Genomic DNA, 19,234 nt, shown 5'->3' with positions numbered 1-19,234 from the left:
GATTTAAAGCTACCTCCCCTTGAATACCGCCGGGCGTTTCTCCAGAAAGGCCGCAACCGCTTCAGCCGAATCTTCCGTTGCCACACACACATTCTGGGCCTTGGCCTCAAGCGCTATAGTATCGGCGTAGGACAACACTGACGCCTTGCGCAGCAGTTGTTTAACTTCGCGCAGAGCAATGGGCGCGCGACCGGATAGCTCCTCAGCCCAGCTGCGTGCTTCCGCCATTAGCTGATCGGCTGGCACCAGTTTGTTTGCTATGCCCGCTTCCAGGCAGTCATGCGCACTCATGCGACCGCCTTCCGCAATCAGCTGAAACGCTCTTTGGTAACCGAGATGCCGCAACAGCTGCCAGCTGGCGCCGCCATCGGGCACCAGCCCTATATTGGTAAACGCCATTAGCATGCTGCCCGTGTCCGACATCACGACGAGGTCACAGTTCATGGCAAAGGCAGCTCCTATGCCGGCCATCACACCCGGTACCACGGCAATAATGGGCTGCGGCAAATTCGCCATCTTGTCGAGCAGCGGCGCGTACTCTTTCATGAGCTGATCTTCGACCGTTTTGTGCTCACCAATGCCTTCCACCAAATCTGCGCCTGATGAAAATGCCTTACCGGTAGAGCCAAAAAGAACAACGCGCACAGCGCTGTTGTTTTCAAGGTCTGACAACACCGCCAGCAACTCGCTGCGCATTTGCTGGCTGAAGGCATTCAGGGTTTCCGGCTTGTCGAGCAGAATCGTGGCGATGGCGCCGGTCTCTGCGTAGTCGAGCGTTTTGTATGCTGCTGCCATTGTGAGCTCCTAGCGGTCGATGTACGACACGAAGTTATCGGAAAAAACGTCACGCCCGACAATCAGTTTCATAATCTCAGAAGTGCCAGCAAATATCCGTGTGATACGCGCATCGGTGTACATCCGCGAGATGGGATACTCATCCATATAGCCCGCACCGCCGTGTAACTGCACGCCCTCGTCTACCATCCGGCACAACACCTCGCTGGTGTAGAGCTTGGCTTTTGCCGCGTCTTCCGCCGTAAGCTCGCCTTTATTGTGCGCCGCCACACAGGCATCCACATGGGCTTGCGCCACATCGATCTCGGTGCGCAGTTCAGCCATTTTGAACTGGGTGTTCTGCATATAAGAAAGCGGCTTGCCGAAGGCCTTGCGCTCCATAACAAAGTCGCGGGTAACTTCAAAGGCTTTCTGGGCTGAGGCAATAAAGCCACAGGCGCCTAACAGCCGCTCTTCGGCCAGGCCCTGCATTAAATAAATAAAACCGTGCGCAGGATCACCGAGCACATTTTCCTTGGGGATTTTCACATCGTGGAAAAAGAGTTCGGCGGTATCCTGCGCCTTCATCCCCATTTTTTTGAGGTTGCGGCCGCGTTCGAAACCCTCCATACCGCGCTCAACCAGAAACAGCCCCATCGCATGCGGATTGTTTTCCGGGTCTGTCTTGGCTGCCACCACAACCAGGTCAGCCAGTATGCCGTTGCTGATGTAGGTCTTGGTTCCGTTTAGCAGCCAGTGATCTCCTTGATCTCTGGCCGTTGCCCGCATACCCGCCAGATCTGACCCCGCATCCGGTTCGGTCATGGCAATACCCAGTATGCATTCACCGCTCACACACCGCGGCAGAAATCGCTCCAGCTGCTCCTCGCTGCCAAAGCGGGACAGGTAGGGGCCGACCAGACGACTGTGGAGAGAGTTATTCCAATCCCCCGCCAGCACATTGGCGGTCTCTTCGATAATAATCTGCTCAAACCGAAAGTCGCTATCGCCCATACCGCCGTATTTCTCATCCGGCCAGACCATCAGAAAGCCCTGTTCACCCGCCTTGGTGAAAGCCTCCCGATCAACAATGCCCTGCTCGCGCCAGCGCTCGACGTGAGGCGCAATTTCCTTTTCCAGAAATTTTCGGTAGGCACCGCGGAACATGATCTGCTCTTCGGTGAAGTTGCGTTTTAGCATTTTTGATCTCCGATTAGGGTAGGCGCCGCTGGCTATCTATACCCTCCAGTCATTGCGAGGAGTGGAGCGACGAAGCAATCTCTCTGGGCATGGCAGAAGCTGCTGGAGTTTGCTTCGCTGCGTTTCGCATGCCCCACGAAGTGCTTTGGGCGCGCAATGACGGGAGTTTTAAATCAAGCAAACAGCTCCTTCTTTTTCGCCTTATCAAGCAGCAATTGCGGCGGGGCAAAGCGCTCACCGTATTTTTCGCTCAATTCGTTGCAGCGATCGACAAAGGATTGCAAGCCATAGGTGTTGATAAACTGGAAAACACCGCCGGTGTGGGGAGGAAAGCCGATGCCCATAATGGAGCCGATATTGGAGTCGGGCACATTGTTCATCACACCCTCTTCAAAGCAGCGCAGGGATTCGACGACCTGCCTGAACAGCAAACGATCCTTGATATCCTGCTGTGGCAGGCTGACGTCCTCGTTATAAAACCAGTTCTGCAGCTCGGGCCAGAGCTCTTTCTCACCACCTTCCGGATAGTCGTAGTAACCGCCGCCATGGGCGCGCCCCCCACGGCCGTTATCGATCATGCGCTTGGCAAGGCGGTAAGCTGCCGTTTCCGGCGCAGGTTCCTGCCCCGCTCGCTCGTCGAGGTCGCGGTTGGTTTCATTCACCTTGATCGTCAACTGCTGGCTGACTTCATCCTGTACCGCAAGCGGCCCAACCGGCATGCCGATGGCCTTGCCCAGATTCTCAATCAGCGCCGGACTCAGTCCTTCCTCGACCAACAACGCGCCCTCGTCGATATAGGTACCGAATACGCGGGAGGTAAAAAAGCCGCGCGAATCGTTCACCACAATCGGGGTCTTTTTGATTTGCTGGGCGTAGTCAAAGGCGCGCGCCAGGGTTTCGTCGGAGGTTTTCTCACCCACGATAATTTCCACCAGCGGCATTTTGTCGACCGGCGAGAAGAAGTGAATACCGATAAAGTTTTCCGGTTTTTGGGATGGCTCGGCGAGCAGCGTGATGGGCAAGGTGGACGTATTGGAACCCCACACGCCGTTATCTGCCAGCATGGGCTCCAGCTCTTTGGTGATCTTGTGCTTCAGGTCGACGTTTTCAAACACCGCCTCGATAATCAAATCACAGCCCTGCAGATCTTCCGCGTTGGCCGTTGCCTTGATCAAGCCCAGAATGCCGGCCTTTTTCTCTTCGCTCATTCGCCCTTTGGCCACTGCTTTATCCAGCAGCTTTTCGGAGTAGGCTTTGCCCTTGTCGGCCGCATCCTGGCTGATATCTTTCAGCACCACCTCGATACCGGCTTTGGCTGACACATAGGCGATACCCTGCCCCATCATGCCCGCACCCAGCACGCCCACCTTTTTGACGGCGGTTTTATCGATGCCTTTGGGGCGGCTGCCACCACCGTTGACCTGATTCATCTGCATAAAGAAGTTCATCAGGTTTTTGGCCTGAGGCGTGGTTACCAGCGCCGTAAGGCCGCGACTTTCGATGCGCATCGCGGTGTCAAAATCCACCCGCAGGGTATTGGCAATCACATCCAGAATCCGCGCTGGCGCTGGCACCAGCCCACGGGTCTTTTGCAGCAACATGGGGATGGCGCCCTGCACCATCTGCGCAACCTTGGGGTTGCGCATATCACCGCCAGGAATCTTGAACCCCTTTTCATTCCAGGGGTTACTGGCCTCGGGGTTGGCCTTGATCCAGACTTTGGCCTTGGCAATCATCTCCTCGGGAGTGTCTGCCACCTCTTCGATCAGGCCTGCGGCCTGCGCTTTCACCACATTAAAGCGGGTGCCCTCCAGCAGCGGCATAATAGCTTTTTCAACGCCCAGCTTGCTCACCAGCCGCACAATGCCGCCACCACCGGGGAGCAGGCCCAGGCTCACTTCAGGCAAGCCAACCTGCACTGCCGGGGAGTTCAAGGCCACCCTGTGGTGGCAGGCCAGGCAGATTTCATAACCGCCGCCCAAGGCTGCGCCATTGACTGCTGCCACCACCGGCTTGCCGATTTTTTCCAGTTTGGCGAGCATGCCCTTGATCTCTTCGCACATCAGGAACAGGCCTTCCTCATCCTTGCCCGGCTCGGCCTTCAGCATGTTCTTGATATCGCCACCGGCGAAAAAAGTTTTCTTGGCGGAGGTCAGTACCACGCCGGCGATGTCGTCGCGTTCTTTCTCAAGGCGCTCGACAGTCGCGCTCATTAGCTCGATATATTCATCGTTCATCGCGTTAACCGGACCACTCATATCCATGGTTACGGTCACGATGTTGTCGCTGTCTTTCTCGTAGTGAAATTGTCCAGTCATGACTAATACCCTTTCTGATTCGTCCGTCGGCTTAAACGCGCTCAATAATGGTTGCGATACCCATGCCACCACCCACACACAGGGTGATCAGGCCGTAGCGCAGGCCGCGGCGCTCCAGCTCATCCAGACAGGTGCCGGTCAGCATGGCGCCGGTAGCGCCCAGCGGGTGCCCCATAGCAATGGCACCACCGTTGACGTTGATCTTTTCATAGGGAACCCCGGTTGCGGTGTGAAAGCGCATGGGCACGGAGGCGAAGGCTTCATTCACTTCAAACAAATCAATATCGTCGAAGCTCATACCGGCGCGTTCGAGCACTTTTTTGGCTGCGGGCGCCGGGCCGGTGAGCATAATGGTGGGTTCTGTACTGGTGACTGCTGTCGCAACAATGCGACCGCGCGGTGTCAGCCCCAGTTCCTTGCCGATCTTCTCGCTGCCGATCAGTACAGCGGCAGCGCCATCGACAATACCCGAGGAGTTGCCCGCGTGGTGAACGTGCTGGATTTTTGCCACCTGAGGGTACTTGCTCAGGGCAATATCGTCGTAGCCCAGTGAACCCAGAAACTCAAAGGAAGGTTTCAGGCCGGCCAGGCTCTCTACCGTTGTACCCGGCTTAATGAAATCATCCTTTTCCAGAATGACAAGGCCGTTGTCGTCGCGCACCGGAATCACTGAGCGATCGAAATAACCCGCGTCGCGGGCCGCGGCAGCCTTGCGCTGGGATTCAGCCGCAAAGGCGTCTACGTCCTGTCGGCTATAGCCATCAAGGGTAGCAATCAGATCGGCGCCGATGCCCTGCGGCACAAAGGCGGTATCAATGGCCGTGGCCGGGTCTTCGCCCCAGGCACCGCCATTGGCCCCCATCGGGACCCGCGACATGCATTCCACACCACCGGCCACGACCAGGTCTTCCCAGCCCGAGGCTATTTTTTGTGCAGCGATATTGACCGCTTCCAGACCGGATGCACAAAACCTGTCCAGCTGGACACCGGCAACGGATTCATCCCAACCCGCTTTCATGACCGCCGTTTTCGCCACACAGGCGCCCTGCTCGCCGACCGGCACCACACAGCCAGCCACCACATCGTCCACCCGGCTGGTGTCCAGCTCGTAGCGATCGCGCAGACCATTGAGCAGGCCCGCCAGTAGATCCACCGGCTTTACTTCATGCAGGCTGCCGTCTTTTTTACCCTTGCTGCGCGGAGTCCGCACCGCATCGTAAATCAAGGCTGATTGACTCATAGCTGTCTCCGAAAAAGATAACGGCCGCTAGAATCTCGCGTTGCGTGCCCCACGCCAATGATCCGCACTTACAGTAAATTGACACTTTGTTACAACGATTAACTCTGGCACCAGAGCTAAAATCGAGGCACCGCAGCACAATTGACCGCACTCCGCCCACCAGTAACCCAGCGCAGCTCTAAGATTTATTTATGGTAAGGCTTCACAGCATGGCGCGGATGCAGGCCGTTGCCGGCAGCCCCCGTCATGCTATTTCTGCACAACTGGGGTAGAATTCCCGCTTTGTCGATTTTGATTGCAGCAAGCCCGGGATGGGTGAGATGCGGGAGAGAAGTTATGTTAGTGCTCAATAGAACACCCGGCCAGGTATTCACTATCGGTGATGATATCCGCATCACAATTGTGTCGGTAAACGGAAAAAACGTGCGCGTCGGCATCGAGGCGCCCAGAGAAGTGACCGTTTTACGCGCTGAGCTGGAAAAACGCGACGCACCTGAAAAGCCCCAGGAATAAACCCTCGCTTACTCCGCGAAGAAGATTTCCAGCTTGGCCGTAATACTGGGCTCTGCGCTCCAATTCAGCTCCCGTGGGTAAAACACCTCCGGGGACAAGCCCAGAAAGATCCAGTCCTCATAGAGCTGATACTGCCAGCTCAAGCCGTAGAATACCCCGTTGACACGGGGCACTGGCTGGCTCGCGCCAAGGGCACCGAACCGGTAATGCACCGCCGAGCGCTCGGACACCACCTGGGTCAGCGTGTAGACATTGGCGTATTCAAAAAAATTCAGCTGGTCTTCAAAATCCGCTTCCAGCCAGACACTGAAGATAAAGACATCGCCAACAGGGTGACTTGAGGTAAATTCCGAGCTGCTTCCCCAGCCATCGTCATCGAAATATTCAACCTTCTGGCGCAGCAGATGAAACCAGCTCTCGCCATCTTCCTCACCCCACTCGCGCTTGATCTGAAATTTGACATAGGGCACCAGTGACGAACGCAGCCGCACACCGCCGCTGAACTTGCGGCGCCACTTTCTCTCTTTATCGTCCGGCGAGAATTCAAGGCCGGACACAGAATCCTCGCGTTTAATCCGCTCGCCTGTGGAGACCGAACGCACCCGCTCTTCAACACTGCTCTCTTCGTCCGAGCTGAAAAACAGCTTGAGCTTTTTTTCCGTATTCGGGAGATCAACCCGAACCCTCAGCCGAACATCGCTCTCGATCTCCCCTTCTGCTCGCCATGTCTGCTTGGTTTCCAGGCGCATCTCACTGTCGTTCTCACTCTCAAAGTTAGCGCCGTCAGTAAAATAGCTGTCCAGACCTCGCCACATGCCGACGTAGCCCTTGCTGAGCCAGTCGCGCTGAATCTCCATCTGCTGCAAGCTGCGCACCATGAAGCCCGGCTCTTCGTCCTTTACCTGTTCGGGCACATTACGCTTTTTGCGCTCACCGCCAAAATACAGCTCATCGTTATCGGTAATTGGCACGAGGTCACGCGCCATCAGCGCTGGACTCAATAGCACCAGCACTGGAACAGAAATAAGCAAGGAGATTCGAAAGGGAGTCAAGCAGGCATCCTAGTCGCGCTGCGGCACCACGGCCGCCCTGGTTAGGCCAATTGTTTCTTACCACTATAGCGCTTGCTTGTACCTATCGCGACCCGCAGAGGTACTTATCTTGCCTCAGACATATAAGCTAGCGACCCTGCTGCCACTGAGCCAGCAACTCATCGCGCTGACTCTCGCTGATCGCCGCCTTGCCCAGCCAGATACTCAATATCACGGCCGCCCCGGCCGGGTCTGTCAGCGTGCCCTGCGCCACGCCATTGAGCTCCAGCGTCAGACCGCTGTCGGGCAACCAGTAAACTGCATAGCGGTCTCCGGCTTCAACCGCACCCAGCCAGTTGCAGAAGGTATCTATGGCTTCGCGATTGGCCGCAAGCACATCCTCAGACCAATGCTCTGCCAGTTGCTCGCGAGTCATTTTGCGGAAGCGTTCAGCGCTGACCGAGAGACCGTATTCGATCGTCAGGTATTTTCGGTAATCCGGGTCGAGGATATCGCGACCGTCCGGCAAGGCTTGCTGACGGTCAACATAGAGCGCCACATCGGTAATACGCTTCCAGAGAATGGAATAACGCGCCTGCCCGACCCTTTCCAGTGAGTGCTTACCAACAACGATCTGATCAGGGAAGCTCTGCGCAGCAGCGTGAAACGGCAAACTCAGTGAAACCAGCAGTAGCCAGTATTTCATCGTATTTCCTCTAAAGTCTCGGTGGCTCTTGTGTACGCAAACCGGCGGTTTTTCGATCCGGGTTGATCTACTGACGACAGACTCGCGTACATCAGACAAAGCAGGAGTCTTGTATGTCAGATCAACCACTTAATGTCGCCGTTGTCGGCTCCGGCATCGCCGGCCTCAGTGCCGCCTGGCTACTCAGCAAACAACACCGGGTCACGCTGTTCGAACGCGATCAGCGCCTCGGTGGTCACAGCAACACCGTTGATATTATTACCGGCAGCGGCCGACTGGCCGTAGACACCGGCTTTATCGTTTTTAACAAGCCCTGCTACCCCAACCTGGTTAACCTGTTCGAAACCCTTGGCGTCGAGTACCAGTCGACGGACATGTCTTTCGGTGTGTCTGTCAATGAAGGCCAGCTGGAATACGCCGGCGCCGATTCTCTCGGCCCCCTGCTGGCCCAAAAGCGCAACCTGTTGCGACCGCGCTTCTGGCGCATGCTGGCAGATCTGGTGCGCTTCTATCGAGAGAGTGATGGCTGGCTGACCTCTCTGGATGATTCCGTCACGCTAGGCGAGTTGCTCGAACAAGGCAAGTACGGCGCCGGATTTCGCGATGACCACCTGATCCCGATGGGTGCTGCCATCTGGTCCACCCCCGCCGAGCAGATGGTCAATTATCCGGCCCGCGCCTTCCTCCAGTTTTGCCAGAACCACGGTCTGCTGAAACTCGCCAACAGGCCTCAGTGGCAAACGGTTGTGGGTGGGTCCCGGGAGTACGTGCGCAAAATGAGCGCGCAGATCAACGGCGATATCCTGCTCGGTACCGGCATTGCCAGGGTCGAGCGGCACACTGACTTCGTGGAATTAACTGACGAGCACGGCCAGACCCGGCGTTTTGACCACGTGGTTCTGGCCGGCCACGCTGATCAGTCTCTGGCCATGCTGGGCGACGCCAGTGCCGCGGAAACCCGTTTACTCTCGCAGTTCCGCTACGAACACAATGTGGCCTGGCTGCACAGCGACCCGGCCCTGATGCCAAAGCGCAAGGCGGCCTGGGCCAGCTGGTGCTATCTGGCCAATCGGCAGCAAGCCCAGGGCAAGGTTGCGGTCAGCTACTGGATGAATCGCCTGCAGAACCTGCCCGGTGAGACTCCGATCCTGGTGACACTCAATCCCTGGCGCGAGCCGGATGAAAAACTGCGCTACCAACGCTTTGACTATCAACACCCCCAGTTCAACATCGCTGCACTCGAGGCCCAGCGCCAGCTGTGGCAACTGCAGGGGGGCAATCGTACCTGGTTTTGCGGCAGCTATTTCGGCCACGGTTTTCACGAAGACGGTGTGCAATCCGGGCTGGCCGTCGCCGAAGCCCTCGGTGGCGTGACCCGCCCCTGGATACTGGAGCAACCCAACTCGCGCATCCATGTATCACCGCAACCGGCAGCCGAGGCCGCCTGATGACGTTTCAGCCCCATTTGCAATCCGGGCTTTACCGCGGCCAGGTAATGCATCACCGCCTGGCGCCGCGGCGACACCGTTTTGCCTACAAGGTTTCGGCCTTCCTGTTTGATCTGGATGAACTGGAGCAGCTTGACCGCCAGTGCCGATGGTTTTCACTGAACCGTTTCAATCTGTTCAGTTTTTACAGCCGCGATTTCGGCGACGGCCATCACGACTCCCTGCGCGATTACCTGAGCACCCTGCTCGAACAGCAGGGCTATCCCTCAAAGCTCGGGCGCGCCAGCCTGCTGTGCTACCCGCGTATGCTCGGCTATGCCTTTAACCCGATTGCCGCCTACTTCTGCTACGACACGCAAAATCGACTCTTCGCCACAGTTTACGAGGTGCGCAACACCTTCGGCGAACGCCACAGTTATCTGCTGCCCGCCGATGTCGGCAACGATGGACTGATCCGGCAGCAGGTGGCCAAGGCGCTGCACGTTTCGCCCTTTATGCCGATGACCCAGCAATACCACTTTCGCGTTTGCCCGCCGGGGAAAACCCTGCAACTGGGCATTCGCCAGCAGCAAGACAATACCACCCTGTTCACGGCGCTGTTTCGGGCCGAACAGCAGGCCTTTACCGATCGACATTTGCTTAACTGTTTCTGCCAGCTGCCGCTAATGACCCTCAAAGTGGTTGCCGGCATTCACTGGGAGGCCCTCAAGCTCTGGCTCAAGGGCCTGAAAATCTATCGCCATCAGGCGGCTGAAAGCCACGGCCTGAGCGTAAAATCTCCACAATAATTCGGAAGTTGTCCATGCCTACAAATTCGCTGACATCAGAACCCCTACCGTCGGAATCTGTGAACCTCAATAGCACGCGGTCCAAAGCGTTCAGCCCCGCGCCAGACACCGCCCCGCGCTGGCTGTCGCGACTGCTCGCTCCGCTGAGCCAGGTAAGTGAGGGCTTGCTACATCTGCAGTTACCCAATGGCGACAGTCTGCACTTCGGCAGTGACAACGGGAAGCTGGAGGCCAGCGTCAAGGTCAATCGCTGGCGCGCACTGCGGCGACTGCTGTCCGGCGGCACCCTCGGCTGGTCGGAAGGTTTTGTCGAAGGCGACTGGGATTCGCCCAACGTGGCTGCGGTCATCAGCTGGGCACTGGCCAATGAAGAGGCTCTCAGCGAGCTGCTCGAAGGCTCCCGGATCAGTCGCTTTCTAAGCCTTTTTCGCCATCGCCGCCGCGCCAACAGCAAACGCGGCAGTCGCAAGAACATCAGTTTCCACTATGACCTGGGTAACAACTTCTACGGAACCTGGCTTGATGAGTCGATGACCTATTCATCGGCGCTTTATTCTTCTCCTGTGCAGTCGCTCGCTTCAGCCCAGGCTGCCAAATACCAGAATATCGTCGACGCACTGGCGATAAAGGATGGCGCCAGCGTACTTGAAGTAGGCTGTGGCTGGGGCGGTTTTGCGGAACACCTGTGCAGTCAGCGCAGGGTTTCGCTGGACGGCATCACCCTGTCTCGCGAACAGCTCGCTTACGCTCGCGAACGCCTTGCCCGAAGCGGGCTCTCGGAAAACACCGAGCTGCGTCTTGAAGACTACCGGGATACCACCGGCCAGTACGACCACATTGTTTCCATCGAGATGCTCGAAGCAGTCGGGCGGGAATACTGGGATACCTATTTTCAAACGCTCTACCAGCGCCTCAAGCCTGGTGGCAGCGCGGCCATTCAGGTGATTACCATCGACGAGCACCGCTTCGAAGGCTACTGCGACAGCCCAGATTTCATACAAACCTATATTTTCCCGGGCGGCATGCTCCCCAGCATTGAGCGCGTCGAGATTCACAGCACCCGTGCCGGGCTGGAATGGCAGGGCGCTCAGGCCTTTGGCAGCAGTTATGCGCGCACCCTGGCCGAGTGGAATCAACGCTTTCACGCCAGTTGGCCCGAAATATCCAGACAGGGCTTTGACGAACGCTTTCGGCGCCTGTGGCGCTACTATTTGGAATACTGCGAAGGCGGCTTTCTGGGCGGCAGCATCAACGTCTATCAGGTTTTCCTCAGACGCCCTGCCTGAGCTGAAGCGCTCAGGCCCGCGCGACGCGGGGGAAATCCCGCCGGGCCGCGTCCAGCTCCACTTCCACCTCTGCCTCCTGCTGAGGCAGCAGGTAGGATTCCATTTCCTGCCAGGCATCCTGCAGGGCCTTGAGGTAAACGTCGGGGTCGGGCAGAGCTTCCCGGCAGGCGTTTATCGCCAGCGTCAATTCCTCTCCCCAACGGGAAACCGTATGAGTCAGGGCGGCACCGGGCAGCAGGGGCGCCAGCGCAAAGCTTCGCAGCATCTGCGAGTGACCAAAGTACAGCGGCTCATCACTGCCCCGCACGCCATCGACAAAGGTGTGATAGCGATAGGGGGTATAGCGCCCGAGACGCATATAGCCCCTTACGCCCAGATTCATCAGCAGCGGCGAGACCAGTGCAGCCGCCTCGTTAACCAGCGTGTGCTCTGCCAAGGGGTCGTGGGCTCGGGCTGCGCGCTGAGCTTCGCTGACATTGCGCAGGCGCTCCAGTGGCGAGGCGCAATCAGTGTAAAGCCCCAGCCGAAGATTGCCGGCAATACCCGCGCTTTTCTGCTGCCGCTGCAGCACCCCTGCCAAACGCTGGGGAGTGCTCGCCACCAGACTTTCTTCAGGCAATTCTCCTTTGTGTAACAGATAGTTGCGCAGGCCACCGCCAATCAGGGTCAACATGACGTCACACAGGCTGCTGCCCGGCACTCGCTCCCGCATTTTCTGGCAGGTATTGCGCGACAGCGGCATAACATTCACCACCCGATACGTGGACGGGTGCCGGTTAAAACGGGTGGCGATGGTTTTCGGTGCCTCCGGCATATCCGCCAGGCGCAGGCTGCGGTAACGATCCAGCCCCTGCCTCAACAATTGCCGACTGCGCCACCAACGCCCTCCCTGATTGCGAATTGCGTTGCTCAGCAACTGACCTGAACGGGGCCGGATTTCGCGGGTGCAAAAGCCAGGATCACCACCCTCCACAATCGGGGCCGGATCCTGTGAATGCAAACGCATCAGCAGCTCATTGAGCTGCCCGTTGTCGGCTATGGCCCGATGCGCCCGCACTACCAGGGCAAAGCTGCCCTTGGGCAAACCCGACAGTCCGTCCAGACCGTTAATGACAAAAGCCTGCCAAAGGGGGCGATCGCGATGCATGGGCAGAGCCTGAAGCCGGGCCAACTGCAGGTAGAATTGATGCCAGTTGCCGGGCTGTGGCAGGGCAAGCTGCCGCAGGTGGCAGTCCACATCAAAGTCCGGGTCTTCGATCCAGTAAGGGTGATCAAGGGCAGCGGGCACATTGAGCAGCCGCCGCCGGAATAGCGGGAATCGGGTGACGGCGTTCAGAAACCCCTGTCGAATAGCTGAAAAGTCTGTTTTGTTGCTGCCTTCGTAGAGATTGACGGCTGTGACCACAAGCGGCATGCCGTTTTGCTCCATCGCCAAATAGCTGCTTTCGATACCGGTGAGCTGTTCCATGTCTGCCTCTCGAAATGGCGGCACCACTGCGTCAGCGTGATCAATTCTCAGCAGCGCCCAGACGTTTAACTAAGTGCGGGGAGCTGAATAAGATAAACCAATGGCCGGAATTCAACAGAAATAACTGCGCCAAAAATACCGGTAAAAACAGGCCAATATAACTTGCCGTGTCATATTGGCGTAAAGATTACGAGCGATAGTTATATGAGCTATTTGCCCTGGAAATTGGGCTTGCGTTTTTCCTTGAAAGCGCGGGGTCCTTCGCGAGCATCCTGTGTCATCATCACCGCGCCGGTCTGCTCCATTTCCAGGCGGAAGGCATCCTCCCAGGGCAGGGTATGTGATTCGAGCACCGTGCGTTTGATCGCCTGCATTGCCAGCGGTGCATTGCTCGCCACAATTTGTGCCAGCTCCGCAGCCCGCTCGCGCAAGGAAGCAGCCGGCACCACTTCCGAAACCAACCCCATCTGCTGGGCGGTGAGCGCATCGACCGGCTCCGCCGTCAGCAGTAGCTTCATGGCGTGGGCATAGGGCAGTTGCCGCGCCAAGCGCACCAGACTACCGGCCCCCGGCACAATGCCGGACTTGGGCTCCGGCAAACCAAAGATAGCCGAGTCTGCAGCGATGCGAATATCCGTTGCCTGAAGAATCTCACAGCCGCCACCCAAAGCACGGCCATTGATGGCAGCAATAACCGGTTTGTGCAGGGGTCGATCTTTGAGCATGACCCGATCTACAATCATCGGATCGGCCAGCAGCTTTTCCTCGATCTCGTTCTGCGGCTGGCGGGCCCCGGTCCAGAGCGGAATGACACTACCCAGATCGCCACCGCAGCAGAAGTCTTCTTCACCCGCCGCAGTCAGCACCACAACCCGGATGTCGTCATTGCTGCGCACTTCTTCCCAGGCTTCATTGAGCAGCACAAAGACCTCGGCGTTGAGGGTGTTTTTGGCCTCGGGGCGATTGAGGGTGATCCAGGCGATGTGGTTTTGTTGTTCGAATAATACGGCGGTCATGGTGGTTCTCTGGTTTTAATGGTTAGTCGTTTTCCCCTCACCCCGACCCTCTCCCAGAGGGAGAGGGGGCGCCCAAACTTGATCAGGAAGTTCCCTCTCCCTCTGGGAGAGGGTCGGGGTGAGGGTAAGCCGGTCAGGCAAGCTCCCGCACACTTAGCACGACCTTCGCCAACGCAGCACCCTGCTCTTCCTGAACAAAATGGCCGGCACCTTTTATGGTGGTGTGCAGACTGTTGTTCGCGCCGGGAATACGCTTGCGAAAGACCTCTGCCCAGTTCGCGGTACTGGGATCGCTGTCGCTGAAAGCCGTGACAAAAGGCTTGTGCCAGGTTTCCAGCACCTGCCACACCCTGCGATTCTCTGCGCAGCCGGGCATGTCCTCGCGGATGGGGATAAGGCTGGGAAACTCAAGTACCCCTGTTTTGTAACTGGCGTCGGGAAAGGGGGCGTCGTAGGCGGCCTTGATCTCGGCGCTCAGGGGGTTCACACAGACGCCGGCGACGATCTCCGCAACGGGTAAATCATCGGCGTTGGCCGTCATATCGACCCAGGCGGTGATGGTGTCACCGGGCCAGTCGGCCACGCCGGCCGGCGGTGCTTCGCAATTGGGCAACAGGGTATTGGCCACCACCACCGCACTGAAGCGCTCCTGACAGGCGGCCAGCGTACTCAAACCAATGGGCCCGCCCCAGTCCTGACAGACCAGCAGGATGTCCTTTAAATCCAGCTCTGTAACAAACTGAGTCAGCCATTGCACAAAAGCTGCATAGGAGTAGTCGCTGCGCTGGGCCAGCTTGTCCGAGCGACCAAAGCCGATGTGGTCCGGCGCAACAGCGCGATACCCGGACGCCACCACCGCCTCGATCACATGGCGATAGGCAAAACTCCAGCTCGGCTCACCGTGCAGCATCAAGACGACCGGCGCATCGCTCGGACCCTCGTCGATATAAGCCATGCGCAAGTCCCCGGTCGGGTGCGACAGGGACAGGTAGTGCGGGCTATAGGGGAAGTCAGGCAGCGCCGCAAAGCGCTGCTCGGGAGTGCGCAGAATCATAAACCGTTCGCGCGCCGGCCACCCTCGATCCAGGGCTGCAGGATTTCCAGGGCGGTTTTATCACACGGCGGCAGCTCGTCGTCACAGGTGCCAAGCGGCTCTACCCGATCACCCCAGCGCACCAGAAACGCACCCCAGGTCAGACCCGCGCCAAAGGCGGCGGCCAGCACATTGTCTCCCGGTTTTATGCGCCCCTGCTCCAGTGCCTCGCACAGGGCAACCGGCACAGTCGCGGCAGAGGTATTGCCGTACTTTTCTATATTCACCATCACCTTTTCCATGGGCGCGTTGAGGCGCTTGGCGAGGGTTTCAATAATGCGGATGTTGGCCTGGTGAGGCACCACCAGATCGACGTCTTCCGGTTTCAGGTTAAGCTTTTCCAGTACGTTATTCATGGCGAAGCCCATACCGCGCACCGCCCGCTTGAAAATTTCCTGGCCTTCGAAATTGATGGCAAAGTGTCCGTCAACCGGTCCGAAGCGCTCGCGCACGGCACCGGAGTCGCAGGCCATCAGAATGTCCCGGGCATCACCGTCGCAACCGAGCTTGTCCGCCAGTAGGCCACTCTCTTTATCACTGGGTTCAACGATTACGGCACCCGCCGCGTCGCCGAACAATACCGACACGTCGCGCATAGTCCAATCCAGATAATAGGGAATGCCGTCGACACCAATCACCATGACCCGCTCTACACTGCCGGAGCGCACCATGGCCGTGGCCAAACTCAGGCCATAGACAAAACCAGTACAGGCCGCATTCAGATCAAATACCGCCGCGTTGGTTGCGCCCAACTGATGCTGCACCGCAGACGCCCCGTTGGGAATCATATTATCCGGCGCCGCTGTAGCCAGAATAATCATGTCGATATCGGCGGCATCCAGCCCGGCCGCAGCCAGTGCCCGCTTGCCAGCCAACGCGGCCAGCTCGGAATATTTTACATGGGTAATGCGCCGTTCCTTGATACCGGTGCGAGTGCTGATCCATTCATCAGAGGTATCCATGACCTTGGTCAGATCTTCGTTGGTTAAAACGGCTGGCGGCAGGCATTTACCCCACCCGGTAATATTGGCGTAGCGCATAACAGTCAACTTTTCCGGATTACAATCTTCGGGATTATGCAACAGCCATAAAACCTGTGCCATCCCGATTCCGGCCAGTTCGCGGGTCAGAGGGCGTATATGTACATGTACGGGTAGGCACTCAGGGGGGGGGAATTGCTACCATTCCTGTTGATACACCAAGAGAATTCGGCTTATGGCTAGCAGACGTTGGGGCAATGGCGCCCGAGTAGATGACGTTGACACAGGCAAAAAGAAACTGCTGCGTGCGGCAATCACCTGTTTTGTCAGCAAAGGTGTGCAGGCAACCACCATTGAAGACGTGGCCAATGCGGCCAATGTTACACGTCGCACAGTGTATCGCTACTATGCCGGTAAAGCCGAACTTATTTCCGCGGTCATCGATCTTGAGCGTCGCCGCCTGTTTGACCTGCTGGCAACGGCCTGCTCCTCTTACAGTCACGATTTCCCCCGCATGGTAGAGGAAGCCGTGGTCTGCGCGGCAGATGTGCTTTCGCCCAGCCGCGGCAGCCAGGATTTACTCAGCAGCGGCAATGCTGACGAGCTGCTGGCGCATATGACCGGCGACGCCGCTAACGAAGAATGGCAAAAGCTGTTTAAGGACGCCTACCTCGACTACCGGCGACGCACGCCAGATGCCGGCGCACTGAGCGACATTCTGGATATGGTCAGCCGGCTGGCCTTCTCCTTCCGCTGCATGCCGGCCAGCGCCGACGATGCGCGACGGGCAGTTCAGGCTTTATTTGGTGTCGCCCGCAGACGAAGCGCCAATCTGCGCCTGGTCTGACCTGATCTGGCACTTCCCACGCAGGGTTTTGCTATTGTGGCTCCCGCTGCTCGCCGCTAAGCTTCCGGATTCTTAAACCGCACAGAACCCGGGAGCAAAGCATGAACTTTGACTTCTCTGAAGATCAGAAATTTATTCAGGAGCAGGCTCGCAACTTTCTCAGCAGCGAGTGCACCACCGCACGCGTTCGCCAGACGTTGGAAGGCGAGCAGGCTTATGATCAGCCCCTTTGGCAGCAGATTGTCGAACTGGGCTGGCCCGCCACCGCCATTGCCGAAGATCAGGGTGGACTGGGTCTTGGCTATCTCGAGCTCTGTGTGATTGCCGAAGAACTCGGCCGCGCACTGGCGCCAGTGCCGTTCATTGCTTCCGTTTACCTCGCCACCGAAGCCATCAAACTGGGTGCCGACAAAGCCCAGCAGGACAGCTGGTTGCCGCAACTGGCTGCCGGTGAGTGGATCGGCTGCCTGGCTGCGCAGGAAAAGCCGGGCGCACTGAAACTCGGCCAGCTCGCCACCACCGTCACTGCCGGCAAACTGAGCGGCAAGAAAACAGCCGTTCTCCACGGCGCCATTGCCGACAAGGCTGTCGTGCTTGCTACCGAGAACGACCAGCCTGGGCTGTATCTGGTCGATCTTTCCGCATCCGGCGTCAGCCGCAAGTCGCTGACCAGTATTGACCCGACCCTGCCGCTGGCAGAACTGAACTTTGACGGAGCTGCAGCTGAAAAGCTGGCAGACTGCAAAGACATTCAAACCCTGCTCGATACCCTTTACGATCGCGCCGCTGTATTGCTCGCCTTCGAACAGATCGGCGGCTGTGATGCCGCCCTGGCGATGGGCAAGGAGTACACCGTCGGGCGCTACGCCTTTGGTCGCCAGGTCGCTTCCTTTCAGGCCATCAAGCACAAATTCGCCGACATGTTTGTCGCCACCGAACTGGCCCGCTCCAACGCATACTATGGCGCCTGGGCTCTGTCGGCGGACGATGCCGAACTGCCACTGGCTGCGGCCACCGCGCGGGTCAGCGCCATTGACGCCTATTACCAGTGCAGTAAGGAAAACATTCAGGCCCACGGCGGCATGGGCTTTACCTGGGAGTTTGACTGCCACCTCTACTATCGCCGGGCCCAGGCCCTGTCGCTGATTCTCGGCGGCAATCCCCAGTGGAAAGAATTACTCGTCGAGCGCCTGCTGCGCATCAAGGCTGCCTGAGAGGAGAAGGACTATGGATTTTAAAGATACCCCGGAACAGGCCGAGTTTCGCAAAGAGGTTCAGGCCTGGTTAAAAACCAACGCTACTGCGAAAACCAAAGACGGCGGCCGAACCAGTCAGGAAGAAGCCTACGAGCGCGCCAAAGCCTGGTACCAGAAAGTTTATGACGCCGGTTACGCCTGCCCCACCTGGCCCAAAGAATATGGCGGTGCCGGCCTGACCCAGATTCACAAAGTTATCTGGTCACAGGAAGTGGCTAAATACGACGAGCCCGACGGTTACTTCGTTATTGGCCAGGGCAACTGTGGCCCGGCCCTGATGCATTTTGCCTCTGAAGAGCAGAAAACCACACTGCTGCCGCGCATGGCTTCGGCAGAAGATGTCTGGTGCCAGCTGTTCTCCGAACCAAGCGCCGGCTCCGACGTTGCCGGTCTGCGCACCAAGGCAGAACTGAAAGGCGACAAGTGGATTGTCAACGGCCAGAAAATCTGGACCTCCGGCGCACAGCACTCAGACTACGGCGTCATCCTCTGTCGCACCGACACCGAGGTCTCCAAATACCGCGGCATGACCATGTTCTTTATCGACATGAAACAGCCGGGCGTGGATGTACAGCCCATCAAACAGATGGACGGCGGCTCTCACTTTAACGAAGTGTTCTTTAACAATGCCGAGATTCCCGACAGCCAGCGCCTGGGTGAAGTCGGCGGCGGCTGGGGCGCAGCCCTGCTGGTGCTGATGAATGAACGCCTGGCTATCTCTGGTGTGCAGCCCGATGGCTTCCCGGAGTTTTTCGAGCTGGTGCAAACGCTGGAGCTGGATGGCGAGCCGGTGGTCAACAATCCGGTGGTGCGCGATCGCCTGGCCATCTGGTACACGCAGCACGCCGGCATCAAGGCCTCTACCAATCGCATGCTCACAGCCGTCGCCAAGGGCGGCATGCCCGGCGCGGAAGCGGCGCTTGGCAAACTGGTCGGCGCCGTCATGAACCAGGACATTGCCAACTACGCCTTGCAGCTGATGGCCGACACCGGCGCTATCTGTGACGATGCACTGGCCCCGCAGAAAGCCCACTTCCAGAAGTCGGTACTGTTCGCTCCAGGCATCCGTCTGGCTGGCGGCACCGATGAAGTGATGCGCAATATCATCGCCGAACAGGTACTTGGTCTGCCGCAGGAACCTCGCGCCGATAAAGGCATGGCATTCAAGGACATACCCTCCGGAAACCAGCACTGACCCAGTCTGGAGTAGGGGTTTTCCCCTACTCCCTTTCACCCCCTTCACTCTTACACTGGCCTGCCATGCATGCAG

Annotated in this window: 17 protein-coding genes; 7 read left to right on the top strand and 10 right to left on the bottom strand. The window is 58.0% G+C overall.

The features are described 5' to 3' along the window. Positions 1–9: 9 nt before the first annotated feature. The 4 genes from ABY734_RS10145 to ABY734_RS10130 form a co-directional block, all read right to left on the bottom strand. On the bottom strand, positions 10–795 hold the full coding sequence (locus ABY734_RS10145) for an enoyl-CoA hydratase/isomerase family protein (protein WP_372778926.1): 786 nt from the start codon (positions 793–795) through the stop codon (positions 10–12). Between the two features lie 9 nt (positions 796–804). Further along, on the bottom strand, positions 805–1,974 hold the full coding sequence (locus ABY734_RS10140; protein ID WP_372778924.1) for an acyl-CoA dehydrogenase family protein: 1,170 nt from the start codon (positions 1,972–1,974) through the stop codon (positions 805–807). A gap of 173 nt (positions 1,975–2,147) precedes the next feature. Continuing rightward, on the bottom strand, positions 2,148–4,292 hold the full coding sequence (locus ABY734_RS10135; protein WP_372778922.1) for a 3-hydroxyacyl-CoA dehydrogenase NAD-binding domain-containing protein: 2,145 nt from the start codon (positions 4,290–4,292) through the stop codon (positions 2,148–2,150). 31 nt (positions 4,293–4,323) lie between these two features. Next, complete coding sequence (locus tag ABY734_RS10130) at positions 4,324–5,532, bottom strand: acetyl-CoA C-acetyltransferase (RefSeq protein ID WP_372778920.1); 1,209 nt, start codon at positions 5,530–5,532, stop codon at positions 4,324–4,326. A gap of 336 nt (positions 5,533–5,868) precedes the next feature. On the opposite strand from ABY734_RS10130, the gene ABY734_RS10125 reads away from it, so the two are divergent. Next, a complete protein-coding gene (locus ABY734_RS10125; protein ID WP_372778918.1) occupies positions 5,869–6,045 on the top strand; it encodes a carbon storage regulator in 177 nt (58 codons plus the stop codon). Between the two features lie 8 nt (positions 6,046–6,053). On the opposite strand, the gene ABY734_RS10120 is transcribed toward ABY734_RS10125, so the two are convergent. Both ABY734_RS10120 and ABY734_RS10115 read right to left on the bottom strand, forming a co-directional pair. Beyond that, positions 6,054–7,031 carry a hypothetical protein gene (locus ABY734_RS10120; protein WP_372778916.1) on the bottom strand — a complete coding sequence of 326 codons (978 nt, stop codon included), beginning with the start codon at positions 7,029–7,031 and terminating at the stop codon, positions 6,054–6,056. Between the two features lie 193 nt (positions 7,032–7,224). Next, positions 7,225–7,782 (bottom strand): chalcone isomerase family protein, encoded by a 558-nt coding sequence (locus tag ABY734_RS10115; RefSeq protein ID WP_372778914.1) that lies wholly within the window; start codon positions 7,780–7,782, stop codon positions 7,225–7,227. A 113-nt stretch (positions 7,783–7,895) separates the two neighbouring features. On the opposite strand from ABY734_RS10115, the gene ABY734_RS10110 reads away from it, so the two are divergent. From ABY734_RS10110 to ABY734_RS10100, 3 genes are read left to right on the top strand one after another with little or no spacing between them, the layout of a single operon-like run. Then, the gene (locus ABY734_RS10110) at positions 7,896–9,230 is read left to right on the top strand and encodes an NAD(P)/FAD-dependent oxidoreductase (protein WP_372778912.1); all 1,335 of its coding nucleotides are present in this window, start codon (positions 7,896–7,898) and stop codon (positions 9,228–9,230) included. Next, positions 9,230–10,018, top strand: a complete 789-nt coding sequence (locus ABY734_RS10105) for a DUF1365 domain-containing protein (protein WP_372778910.1) — start codon at positions 9,230–9,232, stop codon at positions 10,016–10,018. The genes ABY734_RS10110 and ABY734_RS10105 overlap by 1 nt, the downstream gene beginning before the upstream one ends. Positions 10,019–10,032: 14 nt before the next feature. Next, entirely contained in the window at positions 10,033–11,304 is a 1,272-nt protein-coding gene (locus ABY734_RS10100) for a class I SAM-dependent methyltransferase (RefSeq protein ID WP_372778908.1), read from the top strand. Between the two features lie 10 nt (positions 11,305–11,314). Here ABY734_RS10100 and ABY734_RS10095 read toward each other — a convergent pair whose 3' ends face one another. The 4 genes from ABY734_RS10095 to ABY734_RS10080 all read right to left on the bottom strand — a co-directional run bounded on the left by ABY734_RS10095 (position 11,315) and on the right by ABY734_RS10080 (position 15,921). Beyond that, on the bottom strand, positions 11,315–12,772 hold the full coding sequence (locus tag ABY734_RS10095) for a wax ester/triacylglycerol synthase domain-containing protein (protein WP_372778906.1): 1,458 nt from the start codon (positions 12,770–12,772) through the stop codon (positions 11,315–11,317). A 209-nt stretch (positions 12,773–12,981) separates the two neighbouring features. Further along, entirely contained in the window at positions 12,982–13,788 is an 807-nt protein-coding gene (locus tag ABY734_RS10090) for an enoyl-CoA hydratase-related protein (RefSeq protein WP_372778904.1), read from the bottom strand. A gap of 133 nt (positions 13,789–13,921) precedes the next feature. After that, positions 13,922–14,842, bottom strand: coding sequence for a haloalkane dehalogenase (locus ABY734_RS10085; RefSeq protein ID WP_372778902.1), 921 nt, complete (start codon positions 14,840–14,842; stop codon positions 13,922–13,924). Further along, on the bottom strand, positions 14,839–15,921 hold the full coding sequence (locus ABY734_RS10080) for a ketoacyl-ACP synthase III (protein ID WP_372779070.1): 1,083 nt from the start codon (positions 15,919–15,921) through the stop codon (positions 14,839–14,841). The genes ABY734_RS10085 and ABY734_RS10080 overlap by 4 nt, the downstream gene beginning before the upstream one ends. A gap of 175 nt (positions 15,922–16,096) precedes the next feature. Between ABY734_RS10080 and ABY734_RS10075 the strand changes: the two genes are divergently transcribed. From ABY734_RS10075 to ABY734_RS10065, 3 genes are all read left to right on the top strand, one after another. Then, entirely contained in the window at positions 16,097–16,708 is a 612-nt protein-coding gene (locus ABY734_RS10075; RefSeq protein ID WP_372778900.1) for a TetR/AcrR family transcriptional regulator, read from the top strand. Between the two features lie 101 nt (positions 16,709–16,809). Next, positions 16,810–17,922 carry an acyl-CoA dehydrogenase family protein gene (locus tag ABY734_RS10070; protein WP_372778898.1) on the top strand — a complete coding sequence of 371 codons (1,113 nt, stop codon included), beginning with the start codon at positions 16,810–16,812 and terminating at the stop codon, positions 17,920–17,922. A 13-nt stretch (positions 17,923–17,935) separates the two neighbouring features. After that, positions 17,936–19,159: an acyl-CoA dehydrogenase family protein gene (locus ABY734_RS10065; RefSeq protein WP_372778896.1), complete on the top strand. Its 1,224-nt coding sequence runs from the start codon at positions 17,936–17,938 to the stop codon at positions 19,157–19,159. The last annotated feature ends 75 nt before the right edge of the window (positions 19,160–19,234 follow it).

This window comes from Litorivivens sp., from assembly GCF_041624475.1.
Lineage (GTDB): Bacteria > Pseudomonadota > Gammaproteobacteria > Pseudomonadales > Spongiibacteraceae > Litorivivens.
Note: the sequence above shows the minus strand (reverse complement) of the source record. Positions and strands in the feature narration are given on the sequence as shown.

Excerpts from the sequence above, each read along its gene's own strand:
- ABY734_RS10145 (WP_372778926.1), bottom strand. The coding sequence starts at position 795 with ATGGCAGCAGCATACAAAACGCTCGACTACGCAGAGACCGGCGCCATC.
- ABY734_RS10140 (WP_372778924.1), bottom strand. The coding sequence starts at position 1,974 with ATGCTAAAACGCAACTTCACCGAAGAGCAGATCATGTTCCGCGGTGCC.
- ABY734_RS10135 (WP_372778922.1), bottom strand. The coding sequence starts at position 4,292 with ATGACTGGACAATTTCACTACGAGAAAGACAGCGACAACATCGTGACC.
- ABY734_RS10130 (WP_372778920.1), bottom strand. The coding sequence starts at position 5,532 with ATGAGTCAATCAGCCTTGATTTACGATGCGGTGCGGACTCCGCGCAGC.
- ABY734_RS10125 (WP_372778918.1), top strand. The coding sequence starts at position 5,869 with ATGTTAGTGCTCAATAGAACACCCGGCCAGGTATTCACTATCGGTGAT.
- ABY734_RS10120 (WP_372778916.1), bottom strand. The coding sequence starts at position 7,031 with ATGGCGCGTGACCTCGTGCCAATTACCGATAACGATGAGCTGTATTTT.
- ABY734_RS10115 (WP_372778914.1), bottom strand. The coding sequence starts at position 7,782 with ATGAAATACTGGCTACTGCTGGTTTCACTGAGTTTGCCGTTTCACGCT.
- ABY734_RS10110 (WP_372778912.1), top strand. The coding sequence starts at position 7,896 with ATGTCAGATCAACCACTTAATGTCGCCGTTGTCGGCTCCGGCATCGCC.
- ABY734_RS10105 (WP_372778910.1), top strand. The coding sequence starts at position 9,230 with ATGACGTTTCAGCCCCATTTGCAATCCGGGCTTTACCGCGGCCAGGTA.
- ABY734_RS10100 (WP_372778908.1), top strand. The coding sequence starts at position 10,033 with ATGCCTACAAATTCGCTGACATCAGAACCCCTACCGTCGGAATCTGTG.
- ABY734_RS10095 (WP_372778906.1), bottom strand. The coding sequence starts at position 12,772 with ATGGAACAGCTCACCGGTATCGAAAGCAGCTATTTGGCGATGGAGCAA.
- ABY734_RS10090 (WP_372778904.1), bottom strand. The coding sequence starts at position 13,788 with ATGACCGCCGTATTATTCGAACAACAAAACCACATCGCCTGGATCACC.
- ABY734_RS10085 (WP_372778902.1), bottom strand. The coding sequence starts at position 14,842 with ATGATTCTGCGCACTCCCGAGCAGCGCTTTGCGGCGCTGCCTGACTTC.
- ABY734_RS10080 (WP_372779070.1), bottom strand. The coding sequence starts at position 15,921 with ATGCGCTACGCCAATATTACCGGGTGGGGTAAATGCCTGCCGCCAGCC.
- ABY734_RS10075 (WP_372778900.1), top strand. The coding sequence starts at position 16,097 with ATGGCTAGCAGACGTTGGGGCAATGGCGCCCGAGTAGATGACGTTGAC.
- ABY734_RS10070 (WP_372778898.1), top strand. The coding sequence starts at position 16,810 with ATGAACTTTGACTTCTCTGAAGATCAGAAATTTATTCAGGAGCAGGCT.
- ABY734_RS10065 (WP_372778896.1), top strand. The coding sequence starts at position 17,936 with ATGGATTTTAAAGATACCCCGGAACAGGCCGAGTTTCGCAAAGAGGTT.